This is a genomic window from Paenibacillus sp. J31R30 (assembly GCF_059692115.1).
This window is the reverse complement of the sequence record NZ_JCAUAV010000005.1, coordinates 120,436-146,050: the sequence shown is the minus strand read 5'-3', so window position 1 is coordinate 146,050 and position 25,615 is coordinate 120,436. Positions and strand designations below refer to the sequence as shown.

The 25,615-nt window shown below is 46.8% G+C and carries 17 protein-coding genes and 2 pseudogenes; 11 read left to right on the top strand and 8 right to left on the bottom strand.

Going from position 1 to position 25,615, the window contains the following annotated elements:
• Nucleotides 1-30 precede the first annotated feature (30 nt).
• The gene (locus AC58QO_RS19375) at nucleotides 31-639 is read right to left on the bottom strand and encodes a TetR/AcrR family transcriptional regulator (RefSeq protein WP_497268370.1); all 609 of its coding nucleotides are present in this window, start codon (nucleotides 637-639) and stop codon (nucleotides 31-33) included.
• A gap of 212 nt (nucleotides 640-851) precedes the next feature.
• Here AC58QO_RS19375 and AC58QO_RS19370 point away from each other — a divergent pair, with 212 nt between their 5' ends.
• From AC58QO_RS19370 to AC58QO_RS19330, 9 genes are all read left to right on the top strand, one after another.
• Nucleotides 852-2,354: a DHA2 family efflux MFS transporter permease subunit gene (locus AC58QO_RS19370; RefSeq protein ID WP_497268368.1), complete on the top strand. Its 1,503-nt coding sequence runs from the start codon at nucleotides 852-854 to the stop codon at nucleotides 2,352-2,354.
• Nucleotides 2,355-2,528: 174 nt separating this feature from the next.
• On the top strand, nucleotides 2,529-3,785 hold the full coding sequence (ilvA, locus tag AC58QO_RS19365; protein ID WP_497268366.1) for a threonine ammonia-lyase IlvA: 1,257 nt from the start codon (nucleotides 2,529-2,531) through the stop codon (nucleotides 3,783-3,785).
• 300 nt (nucleotides 3,786-4,085) lie between these two features.
• Nucleotides 4,086-5,135 (top strand): BMP family lipoprotein, encoded by a 1,050-nt coding sequence (locus AC58QO_RS19360; protein ID WP_497268364.1) that lies wholly within the window; start codon nucleotides 4,086-4,088, stop codon nucleotides 5,133-5,135.
• Nucleotides 5,136-5,267: 132 nt separating this feature from the next.
• Nucleotides 5,268-6,809, top strand: a complete 1,542-nt coding sequence (locus AC58QO_RS19355) for an ABC transporter ATP-binding protein (RefSeq protein ID WP_497268362.1) — start codon at nucleotides 5,268-5,270, stop codon at nucleotides 6,807-6,809.
• A complete protein-coding gene (locus AC58QO_RS19350; protein ID WP_497268360.1) occupies nucleotides 6,802-7,881 on the top strand; it encodes an ABC transporter permease in 1,080 nt (359 codons plus the stop codon). Before AC58QO_RS19355 ends, AC58QO_RS19350 begins: the two co-directional genes overlap by 8 nt.
• Nucleotide 7,882: 1 nt before the next feature.
• Entirely contained in the window at nucleotides 7,883-8,866 is a 984-nt protein-coding gene (locus AC58QO_RS19345; RefSeq protein WP_497268358.1) for an ABC transporter permease, read from the top strand.
• Between the two features lie 380 nt (nucleotides 8,867-9,246).
• On the top strand, nucleotides 9,247-9,774 hold the full coding sequence (locus tag AC58QO_RS19340; RefSeq protein ID WP_497268357.1) for a nucleotidyltransferase family protein: 528 nt from the start codon (nucleotides 9,247-9,249) through the stop codon (nucleotides 9,772-9,774).
• 207 nt (nucleotides 9,775-9,981) lie between these two features.
• A complete protein-coding gene (locus tag AC58QO_RS19335; protein WP_497268355.1) occupies nucleotides 9,982-12,009 on the top strand; it encodes a methyl-accepting chemotaxis protein in 2,028 nt (675 codons plus the stop codon).
• Nucleotides 12,010-12,141: 132 nt separating this feature from the next.
• A complete protein-coding gene (locus AC58QO_RS19330; RefSeq protein ID WP_497268353.1) occupies nucleotides 12,142-15,213 on the top strand; it encodes a response regulator in 3,072 nt (1,023 codons plus the stop codon).
• 150 nt (nucleotides 15,214-15,363) lie between these two features.
• Here the strand turns inward: AC58QO_RS19330 and AC58QO_RS19325 are convergent.
• The 7 genes and pseudogenes from AC58QO_RS19325 to AC58QO_RS19295 all read right to left on the bottom strand — a co-directional run.
• Nucleotides 15,364-15,723 (bottom strand): annotated as a pseudogene (locus tag AC58QO_RS19325) (hypothetical protein); the annotation flags it as partial.
• 24 nt (nucleotides 15,724-15,747) lie between these two features.
• Nucleotides 15,748-16,665, bottom strand: a pseudogene (locus AC58QO_RS19320) (hypothetical protein); the annotation flags it as partial.
• A 121-nt stretch (nucleotides 16,666-16,786) separates the two neighbouring features.
• Nucleotides 16,787-17,362, bottom strand: a complete 576-nt coding sequence (locus AC58QO_RS19315) for a sigma-70 family RNA polymerase sigma factor (RefSeq protein WP_497268351.1) — start codon at nucleotides 17,360-17,362, stop codon at nucleotides 16,787-16,789.
• Nucleotides 17,363-17,519: 157 nt separating this feature from the next.
• Nucleotides 17,520-18,446, bottom strand: coding sequence for a polysaccharide deacetylase family protein (locus tag AC58QO_RS19310; RefSeq protein WP_497268349.1), 927 nt, complete (start codon nucleotides 18,444-18,446; stop codon nucleotides 17,520-17,522).
• Nucleotides 18,447-18,517: 71 nt separating this feature from the next.
• On the bottom strand, nucleotides 18,518-19,417 hold the full coding sequence (locus tag AC58QO_RS19305; RefSeq protein WP_497268347.1) for a 3-hydroxyacyl-CoA dehydrogenase: 900 nt from the start codon (nucleotides 19,415-19,417) through the stop codon (nucleotides 18,518-18,520).
• 175 nt (nucleotides 19,418-19,592) lie between these two features.
• Complete coding sequence (locus AC58QO_RS19300) at nucleotides 19,593-22,145, bottom strand: winged helix-turn-helix domain-containing protein (protein WP_497268346.1); 2,553 nt, start codon at nucleotides 22,143-22,145, stop codon at nucleotides 19,593-19,595.
• Between the two features lie 181 nt (nucleotides 22,146-22,326).
• On the bottom strand, nucleotides 22,327-23,184 hold the full coding sequence (locus tag AC58QO_RS19295) for an AraC family transcriptional regulator (RefSeq protein ID WP_497268344.1): 858 nt from the start codon (nucleotides 23,182-23,184) through the stop codon (nucleotides 22,327-22,329).
• Nucleotides 23,185-23,402: 218 nt separating this feature from the next.
• On the opposite strand from AC58QO_RS19295, the gene AC58QO_RS19290 reads away from it, so the two are divergent.
• Both AC58QO_RS19290 and galE read left to right on the top strand, forming a co-directional pair.
• Entirely contained in the window at nucleotides 23,403-24,584 is a 1,182-nt protein-coding gene (locus AC58QO_RS19290; protein ID WP_497268343.1) for a galactokinase, read from the top strand.
• On the top strand, nucleotides 24,585-25,586 hold the full coding sequence (galE, locus tag AC58QO_RS19285; protein WP_497268341.1) for a UDP-glucose 4-epimerase GalE: 1,002 nt from the start codon (nucleotides 24,585-24,587) through the stop codon (nucleotides 25,584-25,586). It abuts the gene before it with no gap.
• Nucleotides 25,587-25,615 lie beyond the last annotated feature (29 nt).

Here is a 25,615-nt window from a genome sequence, read left to right as displayed (position 1 = left end):
ATCCAACATTGAGAGGTCTTTGTTATGCCGTTAGGTTTTCTTGAAAAGTAAGCAGATCAACTGACGATAATGCGCCTTCATATGCTCTTTCGTATAGGCTTTCTCGTTCTTGATATGAAAGTAGCCGATCGGCGAAAGTGAGCAAATGATCGTATGGGCTGCAAAATCTGGCTCCGCTTGCTGACCTTGTTCAGGTCCAAGAGATTGTACGATAAGCTCTGACAATTTATCGCGGATGAAATGGTAGATCGGAGATAGGAAGAAGTTGCGGCCATCCTCGCAGTTCACATCAAGCTTGGTTGACATGGCTACGATGAGCTCAGCTTTTTCTTCAATTTCATCAATCCATAGCTCCAAAATGCCCGTTAGTCGATCAATGGGTGCGGCTAGCTTATATTTGTCGAGGTACATCATAATCTCATTAATAAATTGCTTCCCATATTGTTGAAGGATATCGAAGCACAGGTCGCCTTTATCCGCATATCTGCGATAGAGGGTTGCTTGTCCAATACCTGCTGTTTTGGCAATTTGATGCATGCTGACCGATTGAACGCCATAATCATGAAAGAGTTGTTTGGCGGTTTGGAGTATTAATTGGCGATTTTCCATGGCGTCCTTGCGTTCATGACGAATGGACATCTATAACCACCTCGTTAGATGTGAATTTATTGTGTTCGTATTGACAAAGAAACGAAATTTCTGTTAGCATCATGAATGTAAACGGACATCTGTCCGTTTACAACATAAGTTATTGATGTTCGTATACGTCTGCCACTATTGTATTGTACAGGGTATACTATATGCGGTCAACGATAGACAAGAGAGAGCAATTAATCGGATGGAGGGATTACATGTCTTCACAAGCAACATCGAAAGAAACGGAAGCTCCATTTTCAATGCGCAGCATATTGGGGCCGCTGGTAGCGATTGTAATTGGTATTTTCATGGTTATTTTGGACGGAACAGCAGTAAACGTTGCCCTTCCTAAGCTGCAAGAAGAATTCAAATTGTTGAACTTATCACTTGTTCAATGGACGGTTATTGGTTACGCATTGGCACAAGCCGCGGTTATTCCGTTAGCAGGCTGGTTATCGGATCGCTTCGGTGCCAAGAAAATTTTCCTAATTTCCGTAGGTCTCTTCACAATTGGCTCCGGTCTTTGTGCACTAGCGAACTCGGTTGAAATGTTGATTGCTTACCGTGTTATTCAAGGTTTAGGCGGCGGTGTGGTTGTGCCGATTGCCATGGCCTTCATTTATCGTTTATCTCCACCAGGCAAAGTTGGGGCCGTCATGGGTATGATGGGGATTCCAATCTTACTAGGTCCAGCTCTTGGTCCAGTTGTTGCTGGTTGGTTAGTTGAGTATCATAGCTGGCAGTGGATCTTCCTTATTAATCTGCCTATCGGCGTTATTGGCATTATTTTAGGTATTCGTACATTGCCAAATATGCAGCGTCAGAGCGTTGCTTCCCTTGATTTGCTGGGTATGCTGTTAGGACCTCTAGCTTTCGCGGCACTTGTTTACGGTGTTTCCAATGGTGGTATTGATCCAATAACAGGGAAATCCACATGGACAGATGCTGATACGCTGATCGGTTCAGGAGTCGGTGTAGTAGCACTTATTCTATTTATTATTGTTGAATTGAGACAGAAGAATCCGCTCTTGGAGCTTCGCGTATTCCGTTCAGGAAACTTCACCAAAGGGATTATCGTACAATGGATTTCACAGATTGCCATGTTCGGTACGATGTTCCTTGTACCACTATTCTTGCAACAAGCACATGGATACAGCCCATTTAAAACGGGGTTGATCATGCTTCCGCAAGCTTTGGCTTCCGGTTTGTTCATGCCAATTGGCGGTAAGCTGTCTGATCGTTTTGGTTCCCGTCCGCTCGTCGTAGCGGGAATGGTGCTAACAACTATTTCGGCATTCTTGCTTTCCAATATTTCTGGTGATTCAGGGGTAGGCACGGTTATGCTGCCGCTTACGCTTCTAGGAGCGGGTATGGGACTCTTCATGATGCCGCTGAATAATCACTTGATTCAATCAGCGCCGCAGAACTTGGTTGGTCGTGTAACGTCTTTGACGAACGCGGCGCAGCAAGTCATGATGTCCTTCGCCATTGCGATCTTAATGACGATTTTCAGTACGAAATTTAAGGATTTGATGGTTGAGTCAGGCGCACAAAAGCCAGATGTAGGCTTATATGCTTCTGCATTCGGATATACGTTCCTCATTTTGCTCGGTATCGCTATTCTTGGCGGTCTGCTTGGTTTGATGCTGCAGAAGCCTAAGAAGCTGGAAGGCGATTCCGAGAATACGGCTGAAGTTCCGATGATGATTGGTCATTAATCCGTAAGCTTGGACGTATAAAGGAGCCGCTCCTCAAGGTCAATTGACTTCGAGGGGCGGCTTTGTTTATTCGAGGATTACTACCCACGATATTTGCGTACATAACGCATCACATATGATACAATACATGATAAAACTTATTCGAAGCTGTAAAAAAGAAAGGGTGTTGGGAAGATGGTTGTATCTGGTAAAGTGGGTTTGGAAGATATTATTAGAGCCAATCATGTGCTCAGCAGGGTGATCGAACCGTCGCCGTTGCAACGCAATGAGCTGCTCTCCAGCCAGTATGAATGTAACGTTTATCTCAAACGTGAAGATATGCAAATCGTGCGTTCGTTCAAAATTCGCGGAGCTTACAATGTGATCCAGAGCTTAACGGAAGAGGAACGCGCCGCGGGTGTTGTTTGTGCGAGCGCAGGGAACCATGCGCAGGGCGTGGCTTATTCCTGTAAGCAGCTAGGGATTGAGGGCAAAATCTTCATGCCGACAACGACACCGCGTCAGAAGATTTCGCAAGTGAAGCTGTTCGGAGGCTCTTTCGTGGAGGTCATCCTCGTTGGCGATTCCTTCGATGATTCTTCGACCCAAGCTAAGGCCTATTGCCTGAAGGAGAATAAGGTGTTTATCCACCCGTTCGATGATGTGCGTACAATTGCTGGACAAGGGACAGTCGGGCTGGAGATCATGAATCAGATGCCAGAAACGCCGGATTTCATCTTTGCCACGATTGGCGGAGGTGGACTGGCTGCCGGAGTAGCTACCTATGTAGCGAGTGTGTCCCCTCGAACGCGGATCATTGGCGCAGAGCCGGAGGGTGCGGCTAGCATGACGGAAGCACTGAAGCAGGGAAGCGTAGTGAAGCTGCCATCGATTGAGAAGTTTGTGGACGGGGCAGCCGTAGCACAGGTAGGCGAGATGACGTTTGACATTTGCAAAGAAAAGCTGGAGGATATCGTCATTATTCCTTCAGGCAAAGAATGTACAACCATTTTAGAACTCTACAATAGTAATGCGATTGTGATTGAGCCTGCGGGGGCCCTGCCGGTGGCTGCACTGGATGCCTATCGCGAACAAATTCGCGGAAAGAACGTCGTATGCATCATCAGCGGCGGGAATAATGATATCGATCGGATGCAGCAGATCAAAGAGAGATCCCTTGTATATGAAGGATTGAAGCATTACTTCATTTTGAATTTCCCGCAACGTGCAGGAGCTCTGCGTGAATTTCTGGAGGAAGTATTAGGACCTTCAGACGACATCACGCGTTTCGAGTATACGAAGAAGAATAATCGTGATGATGCACCAGCCTTGGTAGGGATCGAGCTGAAAAATAAAGACGATTACGAAGGACTCATTGAGCGTCTATCTCGCAAGGATTATGGCTATATCGAGATCAACAAAGATCCAAAGTTATTTAACCTTCTAATCTAGCGTTTTGTGACGCGACAAGTGTCATAAAATTAACATAGAGCAATCTAGATTTTATTAACCACTGGTTGTATAATCAATAATTGGGACTTGAAACCTATATTGTCGAGGAAAACAAAATGAACATGTTAACTTGTGTGACATGACGAATTGTGTGAATCATTGCGAGATTCTCTTTTATGTTAGGAATCAAAATGTTACACTTAATTTGGAGTCAACTTACATAATTTAACTGAATCTGGTCAACCTAGAGTGTGGGCTTCATGGTTTCAATTAAATGATGATACGATGGGGGTAAAATCGATGAAGAAGATTTTTTCAACAGTTCTTATGACTGTAACGGTTTCTGCATTAGTGATTTCCGGTTGTGCCAAAAAAGAAGAGACAGGTTCATCCGCATCACCAGCAGCAAGTGCAGTAGCTAGCGACAACTCAGGTAAAGACTTCAAAATCGGCATGGTTACAGATATCGGTGGCGTAAACGACAAATCCTTTAACCAAAGCGCTTGGGAAGGCTTGACGCAACTGAAAAAACAAACAAGCGCTAACGTGAAAAACCTTGAAAGTAAAAGTGATGCAGACTACACGCCTAACTTGAATCAATTCGTTAAAGATGGCTACAACCTGACTTGGGGTATTGGCTTCTTGATGGGTGACGCTGTTAAAACAGTAGCAACACAAAACCCGAACGCGAAACTTGCGATCATCGATAACGTTGTAGAAGCTCCGAACGTAGAATCTGTTACTTTCTCCGAGCAAGAAGGTTCTTACCTTGTTGGTGTGGTTGCAGGTCTTACAACAAAAACGAACAAAATCGGTTTCGTTGGCGGTATCGACATCCCGGTTATCAAACGTTTTGAAGCTGGCTTCGTAGCTGGCGTTAAAGCAGTAAAACCAGATGCTAAAGTTCAAATCAACTACACAGGCGCTTTCGACAAGCCTGATCTTGGTAAAGCGGCAGCAGCAACAATCTACAACGATGGCGCTGATATCATTTTCCACGCAGCTGGCTCCACAGGTAACGGTGTATTCAACGAAGCGAAAGATCGCGCGAAAAACGGTAAAAAAGTATGGGTTATCGGTGTAGATAAAGACCAATCCCTTGAGTTTGGTGATGAAGTTACACTAACGTCCATGTTGAAACGTGTTGACTCCGCTGTACTTCGTGTATCCAAAGATGTTGTTTCTGGCAAATTCCAAGGTGGTAAAGTCGTTACTTTGGGTCTGAAAGACGATGGCGTAGGCCTTCCTGAAACATCCAAGAAAAACGTTTCTGCTGACATCTTGAAAAAAGTTGACGAGTACAAAGCCAAAATTATTAGCGGCGAAATCAAAGTTCCTGAAAAACCATAAGCGTCTAACGGACGATCATGGCTTGAACGATAGGTTTGCTTCTGTACAAACAAGGCTAGTTTAACTTAACTAGCCTTGTTCTTTAGTTTTAGAGGGCATATGAAATAAAAAATTGATCCTTAGGGTGATCTGATGAGTGAAGCAGTCCCAGTTGTTGAACTTCGCAACATTACGAAACGGTTTCCAGGCATCGTAGCCAATGATGCCATTAGCTTGAAGCTGAAAAAAGGCGAAATTCATGCCTTGCTTGGCGAGAATGGTGCAGGCAAATCAACACTGATGAACATTGTATTTGGTTTATATCAGCCGGATGAAGGCAGTATTTTTGTACAAGGCAACGAGGTTTTTATTGATAGTCCGAATCGAGCGATTGAGCTCGGCATTGGGATGGTGCATCAGCATTTTAAGCTGGTACAACCATTTACAGTAACTGAAAACATCATTTTGGGGATGGAACCCAAACGTGGAATGAACGTTGACATTCGAACAGCGCAGGATAAAGTGCGCAAGCTTTCCGAGCAATATGGTTTACGTGTGGATCCAAAAGCCAGAATCGAAGATATTTCGGTCGGTATGCAGCAGCGTGTCGAAATATTGAAAACGCTGTATCGCGGCGCCGATATTTTAATTTTTGATGAGCCTACAGCTGTACTAACGCCGCAAGAGATTAGTGAATTGATGGTCATTATGCGTAACCTTGTGAAAGAGGGCAAGTCCATTATTCTCATTACACATAAGCTGAAAGAAATTATGGAGATCGCCGATACGGTGACGATTATTCGTCGCGGTAAAGTGATTGATTCCTTGGCATGCGCCCAAGCGAATCCGCAAATTCTGGCCGAGAAAATGGTCGGACGCGATGTCTCATTCAAAGTGAGCAAGGAAGCTGTGAAACTTGGAGAGCCTGTTCTCCAGGTGCAAGATTTAATGGTGCGTAATCAGCAAGGATTAGCTTCGCTTAAAGGGCTTAATTTTGAAGTGAAAGCTGGCGAAATCCTTGGTATCGCAGGTGTAGACGGCAACGGTCAGAGTGAATTGATCGAAGCGTTGACGGGCTTACGTGCCGTGGATGGCGGTAAGGTGCTGCTCATGGGCAGCGATATTACGAATCAGACGCCGAGAGAAATTTCGGAGGCCGGCTTGTCGCATATCCCTGAGGATCGGCATAAACACGGGCTTGTGCTTGATTTTACGATGAGCGAAAATATGGTGCTGGAAACGTATTTCCACCCTGCGTATAACAAAGGCGGCTTCCTTAACTATGAGGCCATCGATAAGCATGCAGAGGCGTTGATTAAGCAGTTCGACGTGCGCACACCGAGTATTTACAACAAGGCTCGTTCCTTGTCAGGCGGTAATCAGCAAAAGGCGATTATTGCGAGGGAAATACATAAGAATCCAAACCTGTTAATTGCGGCACAGCCAACACGTGGTCTGGATGTAGGTGCGATCGAATTCGTTCATCGTATGCTGATTGAGCAGCGGAACAAAGGAAAAGCCGTTCTGTTGATTTCTTTTGAGCTGGATGAAATTATGAATGTTTCGGATCGAATTGCTGTTATTTACGAAGGAGAGATCGTGGGCGAAGTGATGCCGCAGGATACGAACGATCAGGAAATCGGTCTGCTGATGGCAGGCAGTAAGCGTACCGAGAAAGGAGCCCGACATGAATAAAGTTGTTCGCATTTTCACAAGTGAATCTGCAGTAAATCCCCTTGTGGCGATTGTGTTGGGACTGCTATTCGGAGCGCTTGTCATGCTGGCTGGCGGGTACAATCCGATTACTGCCTATGGCTCACTGTTCTCTCGCATTTTGGGCAGTCCGTATGATATCGGTGAGTCGATTCGGGCGATTACGCCACTTATTTTGACCGGTTTATCCGTTGCGTTCGCGTTCCGTACGGGACTATTCAATATCGGTGCAGAAGGTCAGTTCGTGATGGGAATGACGGGAGCTACCTTTATTGGTGTCAAAATCCATGGTCTGCCATGGATCATTCATGCGCCGCTTGCGGTTATTGTCGGCGCTTTAGTTGGCGGACTTTGGGGCGCTATTGCTGGTTATTTGAAGGCGAAGCGCGGCGTTAATGAAGTTATTACGACGATCATGTTGAACTGGATTTCATTGTTCCTGTCCAATTATATCGTGAACACCTTCCTGCTTGAGCCGAAGCAACAGCGCTCCTATATGATTCAAGACTCGGCATCGCTGAGTATTGGATGGTTGTCAGAAATGACGAATCACGCGAGGCTCCACTGGGGCGTCTTGATTGCGATTCTAGCCGCAGTGGTATTCTACTTGATTCTTTGGAAAACGAAGCAAGGCTACGAACTGCGCGCGGTAGGGCATAATATCGATGCAGCGAAATATGCGGGCATGAACGTGAATAGGAACATCATTAAGGCGATGTTTATTTCCGGGGTTTTTGCAGGACTTGCCGGTGTATTCGAGGTACTGGGCGTATTCCATTATCAAGTCGTTGCTGCAGGCACGCCGGGGTATGGGTTCGATGGTATCGCGGTATCCTTGCTCGGAGCAAACAATCCGGTAGGGGTCGTGCTGGGCGCTGTCCTTTTCGGTGGATTATCTTATGGCTCTGCGGGGATGAGCTTTGGTGCGGATGTACCACCAGAAATTATCCGTATTGTTATTGGATCGGTGATCTTCTTCGTGGCTACCCAAGGTATTGTTAAATGGGTACTGCTCCCGTTCTATGGCAAACGCAAGAAAGAGAGGGCTTCGTAACATGGACCTGCTCAGTATGCTCAATGCGTTTTTTACGAAATTTAGTGAGCTTATTAATACAACGCTCGTGTACTCCACAGCGCTTATTTTCGGGGCTTTAGGTGGTATTTACTCAGAGCGCTCCGGGATTGTAAATATCGGGATCGAAGGTTTGATGGTTTCCGGTGCGTTCGCTGCGGCGGTCGGCACTTACTACGCGGAAGAAGCTAATATGGGTGTCTGGTCTCCATGGCTTGGACTCCTGTGTGCGCTGCTATTCGCCCTGATCTTCGCTTTGATTCATGCGGTTGCGACGATTTCGTTCAAAGCGAATCAAGTGATCAGCGGCGTGGTCATCAACTTCTTGGCAGCCGGTGTTACTTTGTATTTGGTAAAAGTATTGTTCAATGGCGCAGGTCAAACCGAGACATTGAACGATGTATTCTCCAAATGGGAAGTACCGCTGCTGTCCAAAATTCCGTATATCGGCTATGCACTTTTTACAGCCTATCCAACAACGTATATTGCGTTAATACTAGTCTTCGTAACTTGGTATGTGCTGTTCAAAACACCGTTCGGCCTGCGCCTGCGTGCCGTTGGTGAGCATCCGAGTGCCGCGGATACGGTCGGGATTAAAGTGAAACGCGTCCGCTATCTCGCTGTACTGATCAGCGGTCTCCTCGGCGGACTTGGCGGGGCGACAATTACGTTGACGACGACAAGTGCGTTCTCGCATAACACGATCTCCGGCCAAGGCTTTATTGCGATGGCTGCGATGATTTTCGGCAAATGGCATCCATTTGGCGCGCTGGGCGCCGCGGTATTCTTCGGGATGGCGCAAGCGCTCAACAACTTCATGCGGTTGTTCGATTTCTCTAAAAACATTCCGCAGGAATTCCTTTACATGCTGCCGTACGTCCTGACAATTCTTGTATTGGCAGGGGCTGTAGGCCGCGCGAAAGCACCTTCGGCTCTAGGTGAGCCGTACGATCCAGGTAAGAGATAGACATAGCAAGGGCAAAGAACAGTCACTCCGGAGGAGTGGTTGTTCTTTTTTTTACGTCGCGCCATCCTCCGCGGGTTTGCTCGGCCTTCCTCCGCTAAATAACCCTCCCGCTCGATCACCCCCAGTTTCTAACGGACATACTAGCCGCTATTTAACTCACCATTCGGCAAATAACGTTTCGAGTGTCCGTTAGCATTCAAATTCGCTCGATTCCTTGGTCTTAGTGTCCGTCAGGTCCGTTAGCGTAACGGTGCGAATGGGTCTCGATAGCCACGAACAGAAGCAGATGGTATATAATGTAACTAATTACTCGGGAGGCGATAGTTCTGAAATTACACAGTGAACAAGATATCATTCAACTCGTAAAAAAGGATGAGTGGATGATGGGGATCTTACATAACGCCAAATCTCTGAATTTGCCTGACTGGTGGGTATGTGCGGGATTTGTTCGTTCTAAGATTTGGGATACGCTTCATGATTTTACAGAAAGAACTCCCATGCCTGATGTGGATGTCATCTATTTCGATAGGAGCAATCTCGATGAAGCTGTGGAAAAGCAATTAGAACAAAAGCTTAAACAGATAAATCCCGCAATCCCTTGGTCGGTCAAAAATGAAGCGAGAATGCACGTTGTAAATAACCTGCCACCGTATTCATCATCCGTTGACGCGATCTCGAAGTTTCCAGAAACAGCGACCGCATTAGGGCTAACTTTGGACGATCAAAATAACGTGATCTTAGCCGCTCCATGTGGAATTGAAGACGTGTTACATGTATGGTTAAAACCAACACCCTATTTTGAAGCAACAAAAGAAAGAGCAACCATTTATGAGGAACGTATTGGTAAGAAGAATTGGAAAAGCATTTGGCACAAGGTAATCGTTCATCATACGAAGCATAACTACTAACCAGTAGCATAACTGTCTCAAAGTCAGCGTATCCTCGCTGGCTTTTTTAGTTGTGTCCCCCTATATCTAAGCCGATAGACTTGAGGCGGAAATCTGCTAATGTCGCATTATGCAGGAAAATGTCGAAACAAATCTGAATTTCTTAAATAGTCAGTAATTGGCATACATAATGAGGAAGCGACTAGCACGAAGGAGGAGTAAGAGAAAATGAATACGCAACGAGGAATGAATGTCAAAGGGTGGGTGAAAGCCGTATCCTTTACTTCGTTCAAAGCAAGAATGACAATCATGTTTCTAGTGATTGCATTGGTACCCATGTTGTTTAGCACCATCTTTTCGTCCTATTATTTGAAAAATGTAGTGACAGACGAGGTTCACTCCAAGGAAGAAAGTGTCCTGAAGGCTAACGTAACGGCCATTGATTATTCTATCCAACGTCAAATCGCGATTTTGAAAGAAATGCTGAAATTCGAGGAGATCAAGAGTGGCAACGAGAAGGAAATTATTAAAACACTCCTGAAATTTGAGCAGGCCAATAAAGACGTGGAACAGTATGTCTATGTGGGCAAAGACGAGGTTGCTGTGACCTCTGCCGGACAGAAAATACCTGTATCCGATCGTGATTACATCAAGCAAGCGAAGCAAACTAAGCAGCCCGTGAGTACGGATCTTCTCGTCAGTAAGGCAACAGGGAATAACATTATTGTTTTATTTGTTCCGATGCTGGATGATAAGCAAAATTTTATAGGCGGGATTTTCACGCCGCTGACCACGAATAACCTCAATGTGTACACCGATACCATTCAAATAGGAGAAACGGGATATGGCTACTTAATGTCGCCTAGTGGTGGACTGCTTACGTATCCTGCCAAAGATAAAGCGGGTAAGCATATAGCGGATGTGCTTTCGAAGTCGGAAGTAGCTAAATTACAGGAAACAGTGTTGAAAGAAAAGAGCGGTAAGTTTAACTTTACAGGTGAAGATGGCGTTGCGCGAGAAATCAGCTTTGATACGATTCCCTCAACAGGCTGGCGTTTGATCACAAATGTGGTCGATTCGGAAGTGTACAGCTCGGTAAAAACGGCGAATCGCGTGTCAGTATGGCTGGCCGTCATCACGACTATTCTAGTAGCGGCTATTGCAGTGGTGGTATCAAATGCGACGACGAGGCCAATCCTAGCCATTACAGCAGCTGTGAAGAAGATGGCCTTGGGTGATTTGACGCCTCGACTTACGATAAATCGCAGTGACGAGCTAGGACAACTAGGCAATAACATGAATCAGATGTTGGATTCGTTCTCGGATATCGTTGGCAAAGCTAGCTTCACAGCAGAGCAACTCGGTGCTTCATCGGAGGAGCTGACTGCAGCAGCAACTGAGTCTGTCGGCATATCCAATCGGATTGTGGCGTCGATGCAAGCGGTGTTCAATGCAAGTGAAGGCCAATTGATGGGGGCCGAGCAAACATCGATCGCGATGGGTGAAATGGCCGTAGGCGTGCAGCGGATTGCTGAATCTTCCTCTGTTGTGACAGAAGCCTCGCATACATCAATGTTGGAAGTGCAGCAAGGACGCGTAGCCATCAATCAAGCCGTTGAACAGATGAAATACATCAATGAATCGGTTGGCAGATCGGCTGAAGATATGAGAGCACTCGAAGCCTACTCACAGAAAATTGGGGAAATCGTTTCGGTCATCACCGAAATTACGAACCAGACCCAGTTGCTATCGCTCAATGCTTCAATCGAGGCAGCACGCGCTGGTGAGCAGGGACGCGGATTTGCAGTGGTGGCGAACGAAGTGAAGAAGCTCGCTGAGCAGTCGTCCTCTTCTGCCAAGGACATCTCCGGGCTGATTCGCGAGGTGCAATCATCGACAGCAAGAGCCGTACAAGCGATGAACAATGGTGTGAAGGATGTTGAGAAAGGCTCCGAGCTGATTGATGCGGCTGGACAAGTCTTTAACCGTGTGACGATGACGTTCCAAGAAATATCGGACCAAATCCAAGAGGTTTCCGCAGCATCACAGGAAATGTCGGCGGGTACGGAAGAGGTTTCGGCATCCATGAGCGAAATTGTTTACATGACCAAAGCGTCTCACGAGCATGGACAGGGGATCTCGAAAGGCTCCGAGAAGCAGCTTGCTGCGATGGAAGAAATATCTACCTCGGCGGAAGATTTAAGCCATATGGCACAGGAACTGCAAGAATCGCTGGCTCGATTCAAAACGCGTTAGGCGTAAGACATATGAACTAGCATCACACAGGGGATGTAGGTAATTAGAGGGTCAATCAGAAAATTCTGGTTGGCCTTTTTAACTAAGAATGATAGACGATATGATATAATCGGGAAAGAGAGGTGGGTAATCATGAAAGCGCTTACTAAGTTAAAGTCAATTTGGACTTTTAGCATCATCATTGCATTATTGATCGCTGTGATTGGCACGAACTTCTATCAAATGTTTGCACTCAAAGGAACGATTGATCATGTGAAAACGAATTGGATGCCGAGTATTGCCGAAATAGTAGAAATGCAAGCCATTATTACGCAGGAAAGAGTACTTTTGCACAAGATGTTGCTTGAAACCGACAAAGATCGTCTTTTCACGGTGATAACTGCTTATCAGGATGCTCGGAAACAGTTCGATGAGAAATATAAAAACTATGTGCCTTACCTCAACTCGGATGAAGAGAGGGCGATTTATAAGTCTGTTTCTATTAAAACGATCGACTATTTGCAGAAAGGCCAACTTATCATTGATGCCGTTCAATCAGGCGATTATGTGATGGGCAAGAGCTTGCTGGATAGGCTTACACCCATTAGGGAGCAAGCGGATGCAGGCTTGAAGCAGTGGATCGATTACAATTTGACAGGTACCCAAAGGGATGTAGATAGAACGTCCAATCAGCGTGAGCTCGCACTGTGGATGGGTAGTATTTTCACCATTGTGGCGATCGCAATCGGTGTTGCTCTTGCTATGCAGACACGCTCGGTACGGATGAAAGGTGAGCGGAAGCTGCTGAAGGAGAAGGAGAAGGCGCAGAGCTACCTAGATCTCGTTGACGTTATGATCGTTGTGCTGGACCGGGATTGCAGGATTGAACTGTTAAACCGGAAAGGCTGCAGTATGCTCGGGTATGCGGAAGATGAGATCATAGGTAAGAATTGGTTTGAAATTTGTGTGCCCAAGCAACAGTGGGAAGTGCGAAAACAGTATTATCAGGGGATTATGGATGGTAATTCAGCACAAGATTATTATGAGTCTGTGATCACCATTAGTTCAGGTGAAGAGCGCCTTCTCGGGTGGAACAATAGCTTGATTTGGAATGAGTCTGGTCAAATTGGCGGAGCTATTCTTGCTGGTGTAGATATCACAGAACGCAAACAGGCGGAAGTTACGCTGAATCAGTACAAAGATCATTTGGAAGTGCTTGTTGAGGAACGCACATCAGAGCTGGAGAGTAAGAATATGCTGCTCGCTGATGCGAAGGAATCTGCCGAATCCGCTAATCGGGCGAAGAGCGAGTTTCTTGCAAATATGAGCCATGAAATCCGAACTCCGATGAACGCGATCCTCGGTTTGAACTATTTGCTGCAGCAAACGGACTTAACAGAGCGGCAGAAGGATTATGTTGGTAAGACTGTGCTTTCTGCGAAAAGTTTGCTGACGATCATTAGCGATATTCTCGATTTCTCGAAAATCGAGGCCAAGAAAATCGTACTGGAACGCATCGATTTCGATTTGTATGAAATTATGAGCAATATTTCGAATATTATTGGGTTTTCTTTGTATGAGAAGGGACTTAAGCTGCATTTCTCGATTCATCATGAAGTTCCACAGGTGCTGAATGGCGATCCGTTTCGGTTGAATCAAATTTTGCTCAACTTAGTGAACAACGCTTTGAAATTTACAGATGAAGGTGAAATCGCCATCTCGGTAAGCGTCTCTTCAAGAGACGATAGCGGGGTAGCGCTTCGATTTGAAGTCAGGGATACCGGAATCGGGATGACAGCTGCACAGCAAGAGCTGTTGTTCCACGGCTTCACGCAAGCCGATATGTCGACGACCCGTAAGTATGGGGGAACTGGACTGGGGCTTGTCATCAGTAAGAGTATCGTGGAATTGATGCAAGGAACCATTCATGTAGAGAGTGAGCTAGGCAAAGGAAGCTCCTTCATCTTTACAGTGAAGTTCGATGAGGGCTCAGGGCACGTGTTTAGCGCGCCGGTTGCGTCGTATTTGAAATTCCTTCGCGTTCTTCTCGTTTGCGCTGATCAGGAAATGCGCCTAGTTCTGAAGAGTCAGCTAGAGCAGTTTCAGTTCATCGTCAACGCCGTGGATTCTGCCCAAGACGCACTGGGACAAATTCGTTCTAACGGCCGTTATGATCTGGTCATGATTGATTGGAAGCTGCAGGATGAGCAAGCTCACTCCCTAGCGGAGAAAATAAAGCTGGAATATGCTACACCTGTGCAGGTGATCGTGCTGATTAGCTCTTATCATGAATCGGAGCTTCAGTTGAAGTCTCAGACGACATCAGTGAAAAAGGTCCTGTATTATCCGATGAGTCAGTCACAGTTGTACAACCAAATCACGAATTTATTTCAAGAACAGCTCCAAATGAAGAAAGCCTTGCCGCAAGGCGAAGATGATGCGAAGAAGCTTCACCTGCTTCGAAACACAGAGGTATTATTGGTTGAGGATAATGAAATCAATCAGCAGGTGGCACAGGCGATCCTCCAAGAGATGGATATTCGCGTGGATGTAGCGGAGAATGGCATCGAAGCGCTGAAGCGAACGGCTAGCAAGCGGTACGACGCAATATTAATGGATTTGCAGATGCCGCTCATGGACGGTTTTGAGGCGACGAGACATATTAGGGAGTTTGATCAAGAGACACCGATCATTGCGATGACAGCTGACGCTATGCAGGGAGTGAAGGAGCAGGTGTTAGCAGCCGGCATGGATGCGTATATTTCAAAGCCTTTTGAACCGATTCAGTTATTCAGCGTCTTACAAAGAACGATTCAGAGCTCGCGAGGGAAGGCGTATTCGGAAGTCGCAGCAGCTAAGCAAGTTGAAGCGTCGCCCGCTCTGAACGTAGAGGAAGCTTTGGGACGTCTAGGGCGAAATACGAATCTGTACGAACGGATATTGAATAAATTCATATCCAATCACGCAAACGCCGTAGAAGGCATTCGAGATGCCATCTCGAAAGAAGACTATCCCGAAGCGCTGCTGCTCGCGCATACGCTGAAAGGTGTGGCTTCCAACATCGGAGCGACACGACTAAGTGAGACGGCGGATGAGCTTCAGGCCGCTTTACATAAGGGTTCTACCGAATTGCTGGAGGGACTATTGGACACGGCGGAGAGCAGGCTGGCGTTGGTGAATCAAGCAATTACGGAGCTTTTGGCGGCAAAGGTTCAAGGGAAATAAAGGATTATCTTAGTGCTTAGACTAAGGTGAGGCTCTATTCAAACACAAAAGACCCGTAAGTTGGCGTTTTTTAAAAATGCCAGCTTACGGGTCACTATTCAGCGTTGAGGTTATTGGGAGTTTAGTGCCAACCTCATGCGCTTTGACTTGTTATTTCTTCAATGTTGTTTCAGATTTGTGTTCAATAACTCGTACTACTTTTGGTTCAATACCTTTTGCCATTTGTTCATGTGAAAGATTGTTTTTAGGAACAGCACCACTAGTTTCACCTTGAATTTGTAATTCAGCCTGTGTGTTTGCAATGACATCAATCACTTGTTGTTTAGAGATATTTTTAGATGCAGCAATCTCCACAACAGATTTACCTTTTGCTAATTCTTGTTTTAATTCTGTTGGGCTCATGTTTAGTAAAGAAAACAGCTTTGCATCATTTAAAAAGGCATCAGCAAAATAATCAGGCTTACCATCTCTAGTGAAGAAACCTTGTACCTTCATGTTTGAAGGTGTAGTAGTCTCGCCTACGATCGTATTTTTCTTCGATGGTGTTTCTGTTTTCTGCTCAATAACTCGTGCTGCTTTTGGTTCAATAGCTTTAGCCAATTGTTCATTTGAAAGATTGTTTTTAGGAACAGTACCTTTGTTTTCACCTTGAATTTGCAAATCAGCCTGTGCTTTTGCAATGACATCAATCACTTGTTGTTTAGGGATATTTTTGGATGCTGCAATTTCCTCTACAGATTTACCTTTTGCTAACTCTTCTTTTAATTCGGTTGGGCTCATTTTTAGTAAAGAAAACAGTTCTTCATTATTTAAAAAGGAATCAGCATAATAATCAGGCTTACCATCTTTAGCGAATAAACCTTCTGCTTTCATGTTTGAAGGTGTCTTTTCACCTCCGACCAGAGAAAGACTGATCGTATTGCCCTGAACAAATACCTGGTAGAACGGTGCTTTTGATCCCTTTTTGGTGTAATTCAACATCAACGTTTTCTGATCAGTGTCCTCCATTTGCTCCATAGCAAACTCGTACTCTTCGATGTGGCCATACATTTTATCAATGAGATAATCTACCTTTGCCCTGATTTCCTGATCAGTTAAAGCGATGAGTGGCTTCTCCTTAGGCTCCCAATTCTCTTGATTCACGTGTTCAATCTTACCCGAACTACTGTTTGTATGTAGGATAAACTTTTTGCCGGTTCCTCCTTTTTCCTGCAGGATGATGCTTGTTTGGACGCCTTGAACGCTGCTTGCATCGATAATCTCAAATAATTTTGTTTCGGGAAATGCGCTATACAACTTCTCAAGGGTAGCATTACCAACCTTATCCTCTTTAACTTGTTCAGCAGTCATTGGTGTTCTAGTCAACATTTCAATCAGGGTAGGGGCCGCAAATGCTGCGGTTGGAATCAAAAGTGCAGCAGCAACTATTCCACTAACTAATCGTTTTTTCATGTTTTTTTTGCTCCTTTTTGGTTGCGAATATTGAGAATAGGATTGTTCTATTCGTTTGGAAATGGCCGGAGGGCATTCCATAGTTTCTGCCTCATTATGCAGATGTTCACGGATTTTGCGTTCAATAGTCATTGATTTGTTCCATCCTTTCCGGGGGGAGATTCCATAAGTTTTTTCGAAGCGCCTGGAGACCAGCATGATATCTGGACTTGACTGTACCTAGCGGGATATCGAGCAAAGTTGCAATTTCCTCAAGCGTATAGTCGTGAAAAAAGCGGAGGATAATCACTGTCCGCTGTTTGTCGGTCAGTTTGCGTATTGTCTGCGATATCATTTGGCTTGTCTCATCCATCAAAGCAGTATGTTGATCCCAATGAGACTCTTCCCGAGAGAAGCCACGGATGCGTTCGAAAATTCGGAATCTCCGCCAGCTCTTGACCCGAAATCTCTGCACCTGACGAATGACCAAGCCGTGTAGCCAGAAGTGGAAAGGACGGTTCGTATCGTAGTTAGCAAGTGAGGTCCACATTTGCATATAGATCTCATTCATGACATCTTCCCGATCCTGGTGATGATCCACCAGAAAGGAGACCGTCCGGTAGATGTCTTGATAGGTGGCATCGTACATGGTATGAAACGCATGTTGATCACCATCTTTCATTTTTATAAGTAATTGGTACATATAGTCATTCTGCATTCGGAGGGCCCTCCTGAGTTAGCTTACACCACTATATTGCCTCTCTATCAGAAAAAGGTTCGGTTCTTTATTATTTTTTTCTAGGTACAAGAAAAAGCGGCAGCCAAGGACGAGTAATAAAGTCCTAGGCTACCGCTTTTTTATTCTCAAAATCCATTCATCCTCTTATCAGCTCACGTGCTAGCGTCCAGGCAGATCCTACTCTGGATACTTTGGATGCTCTTCCATGCTCGCGGATATAGCTGTAGTCGGTTAAGACGACGCCGGCATCCTTAATGGCATAGGAGAAATCCTCTTCTAGCATGAGGCGGTACTCCCAGACACGTTTCTCCCAGTGAGGGATGGTCTGCAGCATCGTTGTATCTTCTACGCCTGGATGAATGTAAGTCTCACTAATACCCTCCGGCAAATTGTACATCTTGGCAATCATCATTCGCTTAAAGCTTTCATACGTTTCCCCATCTTCCATGGCAATAGGATGGGATAACAAATAGTCGGGGATCGCAACACCGAATAGACCTGCCAGCGCTGACGTCTTAGCGACGATCCGTTCCACGTTCGGAATCGAGGCTAACACAGTGTCGCTAGGATGCACTTTACGGAACAGTCGGAAGGGCAGGTTCCACTTGGCACATTTCCTCAACACCTGAGGGAGATGACTTCTTCCTGTAGCTACGCCATACAAGCTGCCCATGTGGTTGTCAGCATGCGTAATGGCAATGCCATATCTCCGCAGGAGCTCATACTGCGCATCGAGTTCCCTCACAACAGCAGCTGTATTGACCTTTCGCTCGAATGCCTCTACTGTTTGGTGCATATATCCGTTCTCATCATGTAAGGAAGCGTCACCCGTCAAGCTCTTCCAGCGTAGCGTGTCGAATTCACTGGTTAAGGTCAAGTGCAGTCCAATGTTGGACTGCCGTCTCTTCCTCGTCCATTCCGCCGCTTCTTCAAACCCGGGGGCAGGAGCCATGATAGTAGCCGATGAAACCTTGCGTTCCTCAAGTAAATGCATAATGGCCTTGTTCGTCGGTTCGCTTTGACCGAAATCATCACAATTAATAATCAGAAACTTATTACTCATAGCCAGTCGTCCTTTCTATTTTTACAAGTAACGAAACTACGAGACCGTTCCCTACATGGATGATCAAAGGCTTAGTTCTTGAAAAAATCAGGTGAGCGGAAGCTCGGATTCGGGTATTTATAGAATCCCTCACCAGTAGCAACCCCAAGCTTTCCCTTGTCGATATATTCTTCCTTAAGAAGGCTCGCTACCTTCTCCATCTCTTGATCCCCGGTTACCTTCGCCTTGGCGAGTCCAATATTGTATGCAGTTGTCAGCCCTACGATGTCCAGAATCGCGAACGGACCGAGTGGGGCCCCTGTTCCAAGCATCCAGGTCTTGTCAATCGTCTCTGGATCTGAGACCTCATTCACCAAGAGTCGTTGAGCCGCTCCCAGCAGTGGAATGAGCAGGGAATTGAGAATGTAACCCGGCTGTTCCTTGTGTAGCGGCAGCGCGACCATGCCGATCGCGCGTGCGAATTCAATCACATCTTCGAATACCTTCGAATCGGTGACGGGATGCTTCATGACCTCTGCCGTATTGTTCTTCCAGATCTCGTTCGCGAAGTGCAAGGCTAAGAATCGATCCGGTCGGCCGGTCACTTCCGCGAGCTGACTAGGCAGCATCGTGGATGAGTTGGTTACGAACACTGTCTTCGCGGGAGCCACTTCGCCGAGCTCCTTATAGAAGCCGTTCTTGATCGGGAAGATCTCCGGAACCGCCTCGATCACGAGATCGGCATCAGCGACTGCTATCGTGAGATCACAGCTGAAGGATAGACGTTCGTACGCGGTCTCCAACTCCTGCTGAGTTGCTCCCAGATCCTGCTGGTAGCGGGGCATGAGCTTCGCGATACGATCCTTAGCGCTAGCGAGTGCCTCTTCATTAATATCGTATACCGTGACCCTGAATCCCTTGAATGCAGTCTGGTAAGCAATCTGGCTACCCAAGACGCCGCTGCCGGCAACCGTGATGTTCTTATAATCCATTGTCATTCTCCTCTTCTTATCATAGGAATAAATGATACTTTACAAGCGAGAACCCTGTGATTCTGGTGCAATTGCAGTTTGCAACGCACCTGCTACATCCCTATCATAAATCAATTTTTCCAAAAAAATTACCTCCCCATAAGGGGAGGTATCCACGAAGTATAGAATGGGATTATTACAGAAGTACCCGCAGTTGCTTGGCACGCTGGAGCGCTTGTACGCGACTATGCGCGTTAAGTTTGCGGTAGATGTTCTTCATATGAAACTTCACCGTCTCATACGCGACATTCATTTCCGCTGCGATTTCCTTGCTCATCAATCCGTCCGCCATCAATCGCAGCACCTTGGCTTCCTGCTCCGTTAACAGCCTCCCGTGCGTATTGCCTATTTCGAATTGGTCCGGCATCGCGCCAAGGATTCGCTCGACATAAGCTAACGATACTTGCGAAATTCGGCCGTCGTAAAGCCGCTTTTTATAGTCGGTTAACAACTCTGCCATCGCCGACCCTTCATCGACAAAGCTGCGGATATACCCGCCGGGCTCCGCAAAGTACAGCGCACTCTCCAGCTTGTCGAGCGAAGTTGCCTGCTGGCCAGCAAGCTGAAGTACAACGCTATGTAGAATCAGAAGCTTAATTCGATCCCGCAGACGTTCCTCTTTGCCAAGTAAAGAATACATCCGATTTAATAAATCCAACGCCTCTTCTGTACGACCGTGCGCAGTAAGCACTCTTGCCAGAATCAGATGCTCATCCATGCGAGACAGCGACACCTCGTCCGTGGGCGCAAGTCCGCATTGCGCTAACCATGTTAGCGATTCTCCAAGCTTGCCTTGACGTAGGGAAAGATGGGCTTGCTCAGCTTCAATCTTGCGTAGGATGACATCCAAATCGGGGGAATCGATACTGTCCTTCAACTGAAAGAGTAGTTCCGATGCCCGCCCTGGATTCCCTAACGACTGATGGAGCCATGAAGAAGCGAAAGTCAACTGAAGACCGATCCGGACATAGGATAGGAGATCCTTTCGTCCCATCGCCCGATGCAGATATAGAGCCGCTTCTTCCAATCGATTCCACTCGTACAACAGCGAACAATAAGCCACATACATAAATCCGATGAAGGGATATGGTTCTTTATGCTCCCAAGCGCTAATCCATTTCAGCAGGAATTGTTCTACCACGGGAAGATCGTTGTTTAACGCGAGAAGATTATTAAACTGATCGTGCGCTTGATACCGCGTGCCTCCCCAAGCCTGATAGCTGCTGCCTTGCGGAAGATATTCATCCATCAGCTCGAAGTATTGAGACGTTCGCGACAGATCTCGTTGCAGATAGGAGATAATTCCGCAGAAATAATAGAGATCCCCCATCAGCCTGCGCCACTCGGATTCGGCCAATCGTTCTCGTAACGCCTCGAATCGAGGTTGTGCTTGCTCTGCTTGTCCAAATGCGTGGGTCCATTGCCCTTCGACGACCAATACCGAGATGTAGAACATCATAATTCTCGGCTTGTCCGCATAGGCTTCTTCCGGCAAATCCGATAACCATCGGACCAAGATACTGCTATTCGATTGCATTTTCAAATGAAGAAGATGACGCTCGATCAGCCGTACCGCGTCGTCAGCCTGTCTTCCCTTCATGTAGTGCTCCACCGATTCCTCATAATTTCCGTTACGCTCGTACCAATTCGCCGCGCGCCTATGGGCTTGCAACCAGCGATCTGGGTTCTCTTCGGAGCCGTATTGCTGCAAGAAATCGGATAGCAAATGATGATATCGATAACTGTTCCGCTCTTCGTCCAATGGAACGAGAAACAAATTCATGCGCTCAAGCTTCTCCAATTGCTCTTGACTGTTCTGTTGACCAGTTACAGCCTCGCACAGCGAAGCATTCATTCGGGCGAGTACGGACGTCTCCAACAAGAATTTACGCATAGACACAGGCAGATGCCGAAACACTTCTTCCAGCAAGTAATCGGAGATATGACGGTGCCCCCCGTAAAATTGTCGGATGGACTCGCTGATGTTGCCGCTGCGCTTCAAGGAAATTGCCACTAGTTGCAGCCCGCTCACCCATCCCTCCGTCCGATGACAAAGCTCTCGGACTTGCTCTTGCGTCAGCGTTACGTCCATCGTATCGCGGAAGAAAGCAACGCTTTCGTCCCATGCAAAGCACAAATCATTCATGTCGATGTGGTGAAACTCGCCTTTAGCACGCAGTCTAGCGACCGGAATCGGCAGATCGGTACGGCTTGCCATATATATATGAACATGAGAAGGCAACCGCTCGAGCATGAAAGCGAACGAATCGTGGATCGCAGGGAGGGAAATGAAATGATAATCATCCAAAATAATGACCAGCTCGTCAGTTATTGTCTGCAGCTCATTCAACAACATCGCGATTGCTTGCTCCATCGAAGTAGCCGACGCCTGCTCGATCAGAGATTTCGATGCCTCTCCGAAGCCGGGAACCGTCTCTTGAATGGCAGCCCTAACGCAGCTCCAGAACGGCTTCCAATCATTGTCCGATTGATCCAGCGAGAGCCATGCCACCTTGGCTCCACACCTTTTCGCCCATTCGCTAAGCGCGGTCGTCTTCCCGTAGCCGGCCTGCGCGGACAAAAGCGTCAGCTTGACGTCTATCCCGCCGTCTAATTTGCGAAGGAGCTGCGGTCGGGATACCAATGTTTGGCGTATATGGGGGATATGAAGCTTCGTCTTAGCGATCATAGGTATTTCCCTTCATCTAGGAGTCGTCTTATAAGATCAAGTTCTATAGAATTAGACGAATGCCCTAATTAGAATAAACAATGTGGCTCTCTTCCATTTTAACAAATAAATAAATTCGTAGACTATCCCAGTAAGAGAAGTATCTTCAATCGTATTCAATACGATTGCTGCGTACCGAGAATCAGAGCGATTTGATCTGATTCCGATACTCGCTCGGCGAGACGCCATACCAGCGCTTGAACTGCTTGGAGAAGTACAGCGGATCATAGAAGCCGACGGAGGCTGCGATCTGCTCGATGGTGAGCTCCAGCCGTTCCCGCAGCAGCAAGCGTGCTTTATCCACGCGCAGCTTGAGCAGGAACGTGACCGGCGTCACTTTGGTGTGCCGTTTGAACATGCGCGATAAATAAGCGCGATTATAGCCTAAGCTCTCGGCCATCATTTCAATGGTGATGGGCTCCGCATATTGCGTGGACAAGTAGTGGATCGCCTGCTGCACGATACGGTCGCTTTCGGCATCAGTAACCATCCCGGTTACGACGGGGGCAGACAAGACTTCGCAGTACTCTCCGAGCAGTAAACTTAGGTATCCGGTCGCTTTCAGTTGAGCGTTTGATTTTTTGGATTTGAGCGCCTGCTGGATCTGGCGAAAAAGCACAGGTATATGCCGATTGCGCGCGATATGGATGATGGGGTTGGCAGGTGTGAGCCCCGCCTCTCCAACGAGCTTTGCCGCCTGTGCGCCCGTAAAGGCGATCCAACAATAATGCCAAGGAACGATCTCATCGGAGACGTAGCTAATGAGCTGTTCAGGTTCTATGACGAAGCTGTCGCCAGCGCCAATCGCATACTCTTCTCCATGTGAGGAGAATACACCGCGACCCGAGATGACATAATGGATTAAGTAGTAATCATAGACTTTCGGACCTAGTCGATGCTCAGGCTTAGTCTGGCTTTCCCCTGCGAATAATACCGTGAAATCGCTCTCCCCAGCAGGAAGGGGATTCGATACGACGTAATAACTCTCTGGCTTATTCATGACGCTGCTTCATCTCCGATCGAAGACTATTCGTTCCTTCCACTGTATCATAAATCACACATAAAACGGAATTTGAAAATCACATTTTTCCATGTAGAAATTACATGCCTCCATAGCCAATACATGGCGCATCTCTTATACTTAAGTTATTAACTTACACAACTAATTTTGAATGAAACCAAGTAAACATACCAAAACCACTAAAGGCGGTGCCACACATGGCAGATTTGCAAGCTCTAAAAGACACGTTTATTGAAATTTACGGAGAAACGGCAGCGAAGATTTCAGCATTTCACGCTCCTGGTCGAGTGAATTTGATCGGCGAGCATACGGATTATAACGGCGGTTATGTATTCCCGGCAGCTTTGACGTTCGGAACGACCTTGATCATTCGTCCAAGACAAGATCGTGTAATCGGCTTCGCGTCCACCAATTTGGCACTGCGCAAACAAATTTCCATAGATGACTTGTCCTATCAAGAAGCGGATGACTGGATCAATTATCCGAAAGGGATCTTCTTCCATTTGGCCAAAGAAGGCTTCCCAGTTACACAGGGGTACGATCTATTGTTCCACGGTGAAATCCCGAATGGTGCAGGTCTTTCCTCCTCGGCTTCCATCGAAGTTGTTACAGCCTTCGGCTTGCTGACGCTAGAGAAATATCCGATCGATACCGTCAAAATCGCGCTTCTCGCTCAAAAAACAGAGAACCAATTCGTCGGCGTCAATTGCGGCATCATGGACCAATTCGCTGTAGCGAATGGTAAGAAGGACAACGCGATCTTGCTAATGTGCGATACGCTCGAGTATCGTCATGTTCCTTTTCAAAGCGGCAGCTATAAGCTGGTGATCGGCAACACGAACAAACGCAGAGGTCTCGTCGACTCCGCCTACAATGAGAGAAGAAGCCAATGCGAGCAGGCGGTGACCTACTTGCAAAAGCAATTCCCAGACATCACACTGCTAGGTCAACTGAACCTTGAGCAGTTTAACGAATATAAACATCTGATCTCAGACGAAACCGTTCGTCGCAGAGCGGAGCATGTTGTGGAAGAGATTGACCGTGTTTTGAAATCTATCGAAGTACTTGAAAAGAATGACCTTGAATCCTTCGGTAAGCTGATGATCGGATCCCACGATTCCCTGCGTGACCTGTATGAAGTGACGGGCGTGGAGCTCGATACGATGGTAGCAGCAGCGTTGAAAGTGCCAGGTGTACTTGGTGCGCGGATGACGGGTGCAGGCTTCGGCGGTTGTACGGTTTCCTTGGTGCATGAAGACAGCGTTCAAACGTTTATTGATCAAGTCGGCGCGGAGTATACAGAAATTACAGGGCTTACACCAAGCTTCTACGTATGTGATATTGGCAACGGTGTAGAGCAACTTGAGGAGGCGTTGTAAATGGCAATTCTAGTTACTGGTGGAGCGGGATATATCGGATCGCATGCGGTAGCAGAGCTTTTGGCCAAAGGCGAGGAAGTCGTTATCGTTGACAATTTGCAGCAAGGTCACAAGGACGCGGTGCTTGGCGGTAAGCTATACGTTGGGGATCTGCGCGACGGGGAGTTTATGGATACAGTTTTTGCTGAAAATAATATCGATGCCATTATTCATTTTGCAGCGAATTCTCTTGTTGGTGAGAGCATGACCAATCCGGCGAAATACTACCACAACAACGTGTACGGCACGCTTTGCTTACTTGAAAAAATGACACAATACGGCGTAAAACGCATCGTATTTTCTTCGACGGCTGCCACGTATGGCGAGCCTGAGAACATTCCAATCCTGGAAAGCGATCGTACTTTGCCAACGAATACGTACGGCGAAACGAAGCTGGCGATGGAAAAAATGATGAAATGGTTCGACACTGCGCATGGTATCAAATATGTGTCATTGCGATATTTCAATGCAGCTGGCGCACATGCTGGCGGCAAAATCGGTGAAGACCACAGCCCGGAAACGCATCTGATTCCGATTATTTTGCAGGTCGCGTTGGGTCAACGAGCGCACATCTCGATTTTCGGCGAGGATTATGCGACAGAAGACGGCACTTGCGTACGTGACTATATCCACGTTAGCGATCTAGCGAGCGCACACGTGCTTGCAGTAGAGAAGCTGCGTGGCGGTGCGGACAGCAACATTTACAACCTTGGCAATGGCACGGGCTTCTCCGTGAAGCAAGTGATCGATATCGCGCGCAAAGTCACAGGCCATGCGATCCCTGCGGTTGTTGAGCCTCGTAGAGCGGGCGACCCCGCAACGCTGATTGCCTCCTCAGAGCGTGCAAGAGCGGAGCTTGGCTGGAAGCCGGCTTTGGATTCCTTGGAAGCAATCATCGAGAGCGCGTGGAACTGGCACCAGAAGCACCCGAAGGGGTATGCGGCGGAAGTGACGAGTTTGTAAGTCGAACTTTAAGGGAATAGTTCGATTTT

Excerpts from the sequence above, each read along its gene's own strand:
- AC58QO_RS19375 (WP_497268370.1), bottom strand. The coding sequence starts at position 639 with ATGTCCATTCGTCATGAACGCAAGGACGCCATGGAAAATCGCCAATTA.
- AC58QO_RS19370 (WP_497268368.1), top strand. The coding sequence starts at position 852 with ATGTCTTCACAAGCAACATCGAAAGAAACGGAAGCTCCATTTTCAATG.
- ilvA (WP_497268366.1), top strand. The coding sequence starts at position 2,529 with ATGGTTGTATCTGGTAAAGTGGGTTTGGAAGATATTATTAGAGCCAAT.
- AC58QO_RS19360 (WP_497268364.1), top strand. The coding sequence starts at position 4,086 with ATGAAGAAGATTTTTTCAACAGTTCTTATGACTGTAACGGTTTCTGCA.
- AC58QO_RS19355 (WP_497268362.1), top strand. The coding sequence starts at position 5,268 with ATGAGTGAAGCAGTCCCAGTTGTTGAACTTCGCAACATTACGAAACGG.
- AC58QO_RS19350 (WP_497268360.1), top strand. The coding sequence starts at position 6,802 with ATGAATAAAGTTGTTCGCATTTTCACAAGTGAATCTGCAGTAAATCCC.
- AC58QO_RS19345 (WP_497268358.1), top strand. The coding sequence starts at position 7,883 with ATGGACCTGCTCAGTATGCTCAATGCGTTTTTTACGAAATTTAGTGAG.
- AC58QO_RS19340 (WP_497268357.1), top strand. The coding sequence starts at position 9,247 with ATGATGGGGATCTTACATAACGCCAAATCTCTGAATTTGCCTGACTGG.
- AC58QO_RS19335 (WP_497268355.1), top strand. The coding sequence starts at position 9,982 with ATGAATACGCAACGAGGAATGAATGTCAAAGGGTGGGTGAAAGCCGTA.
- AC58QO_RS19330 (WP_497268353.1), top strand. The coding sequence starts at position 12,142 with ATGAAAGCGCTTACTAAGTTAAAGTCAATTTGGACTTTTAGCATCATC.
- AC58QO_RS19315 (WP_497268351.1), bottom strand. The coding sequence starts at position 17,362 with ATGCAGAATGACTATATGTACCAATTACTTATAAAAATGAAAGATGGT.
- AC58QO_RS19310 (WP_497268349.1), bottom strand. The coding sequence starts at position 18,446 with ATGAGTAATAAGTTTCTGATTATTAATTGTGATGATTTCGGTCAAAGC.
- AC58QO_RS19305 (WP_497268347.1), bottom strand. The coding sequence starts at position 19,417 with ATGGATTATAAGAACATCACGGTTGCCGGCAGCGGCGTCTTGGGTAGC.
- AC58QO_RS19300 (WP_497268346.1), bottom strand. The coding sequence starts at position 22,145 with ATGATCGCTAAGACGAAGCTTCATATCCCCCATATACGCCAAACATTG.
- AC58QO_RS19295 (WP_497268344.1), bottom strand. The coding sequence starts at position 23,184 with ATGAATAAGCCAGAGAGTTATTACGTCGTATCGAATCCCCTTCCTGCT.
- AC58QO_RS19290 (WP_497268343.1), top strand. The coding sequence starts at position 23,403 with ATGGCAGATTTGCAAGCTCTAAAAGACACGTTTATTGAAATTTACGGA.
- galE (WP_497268341.1), top strand. The coding sequence starts at position 24,585 with ATGGCAATTCTAGTTACTGGTGGAGCGGGATATATCGGATCGCATGCG.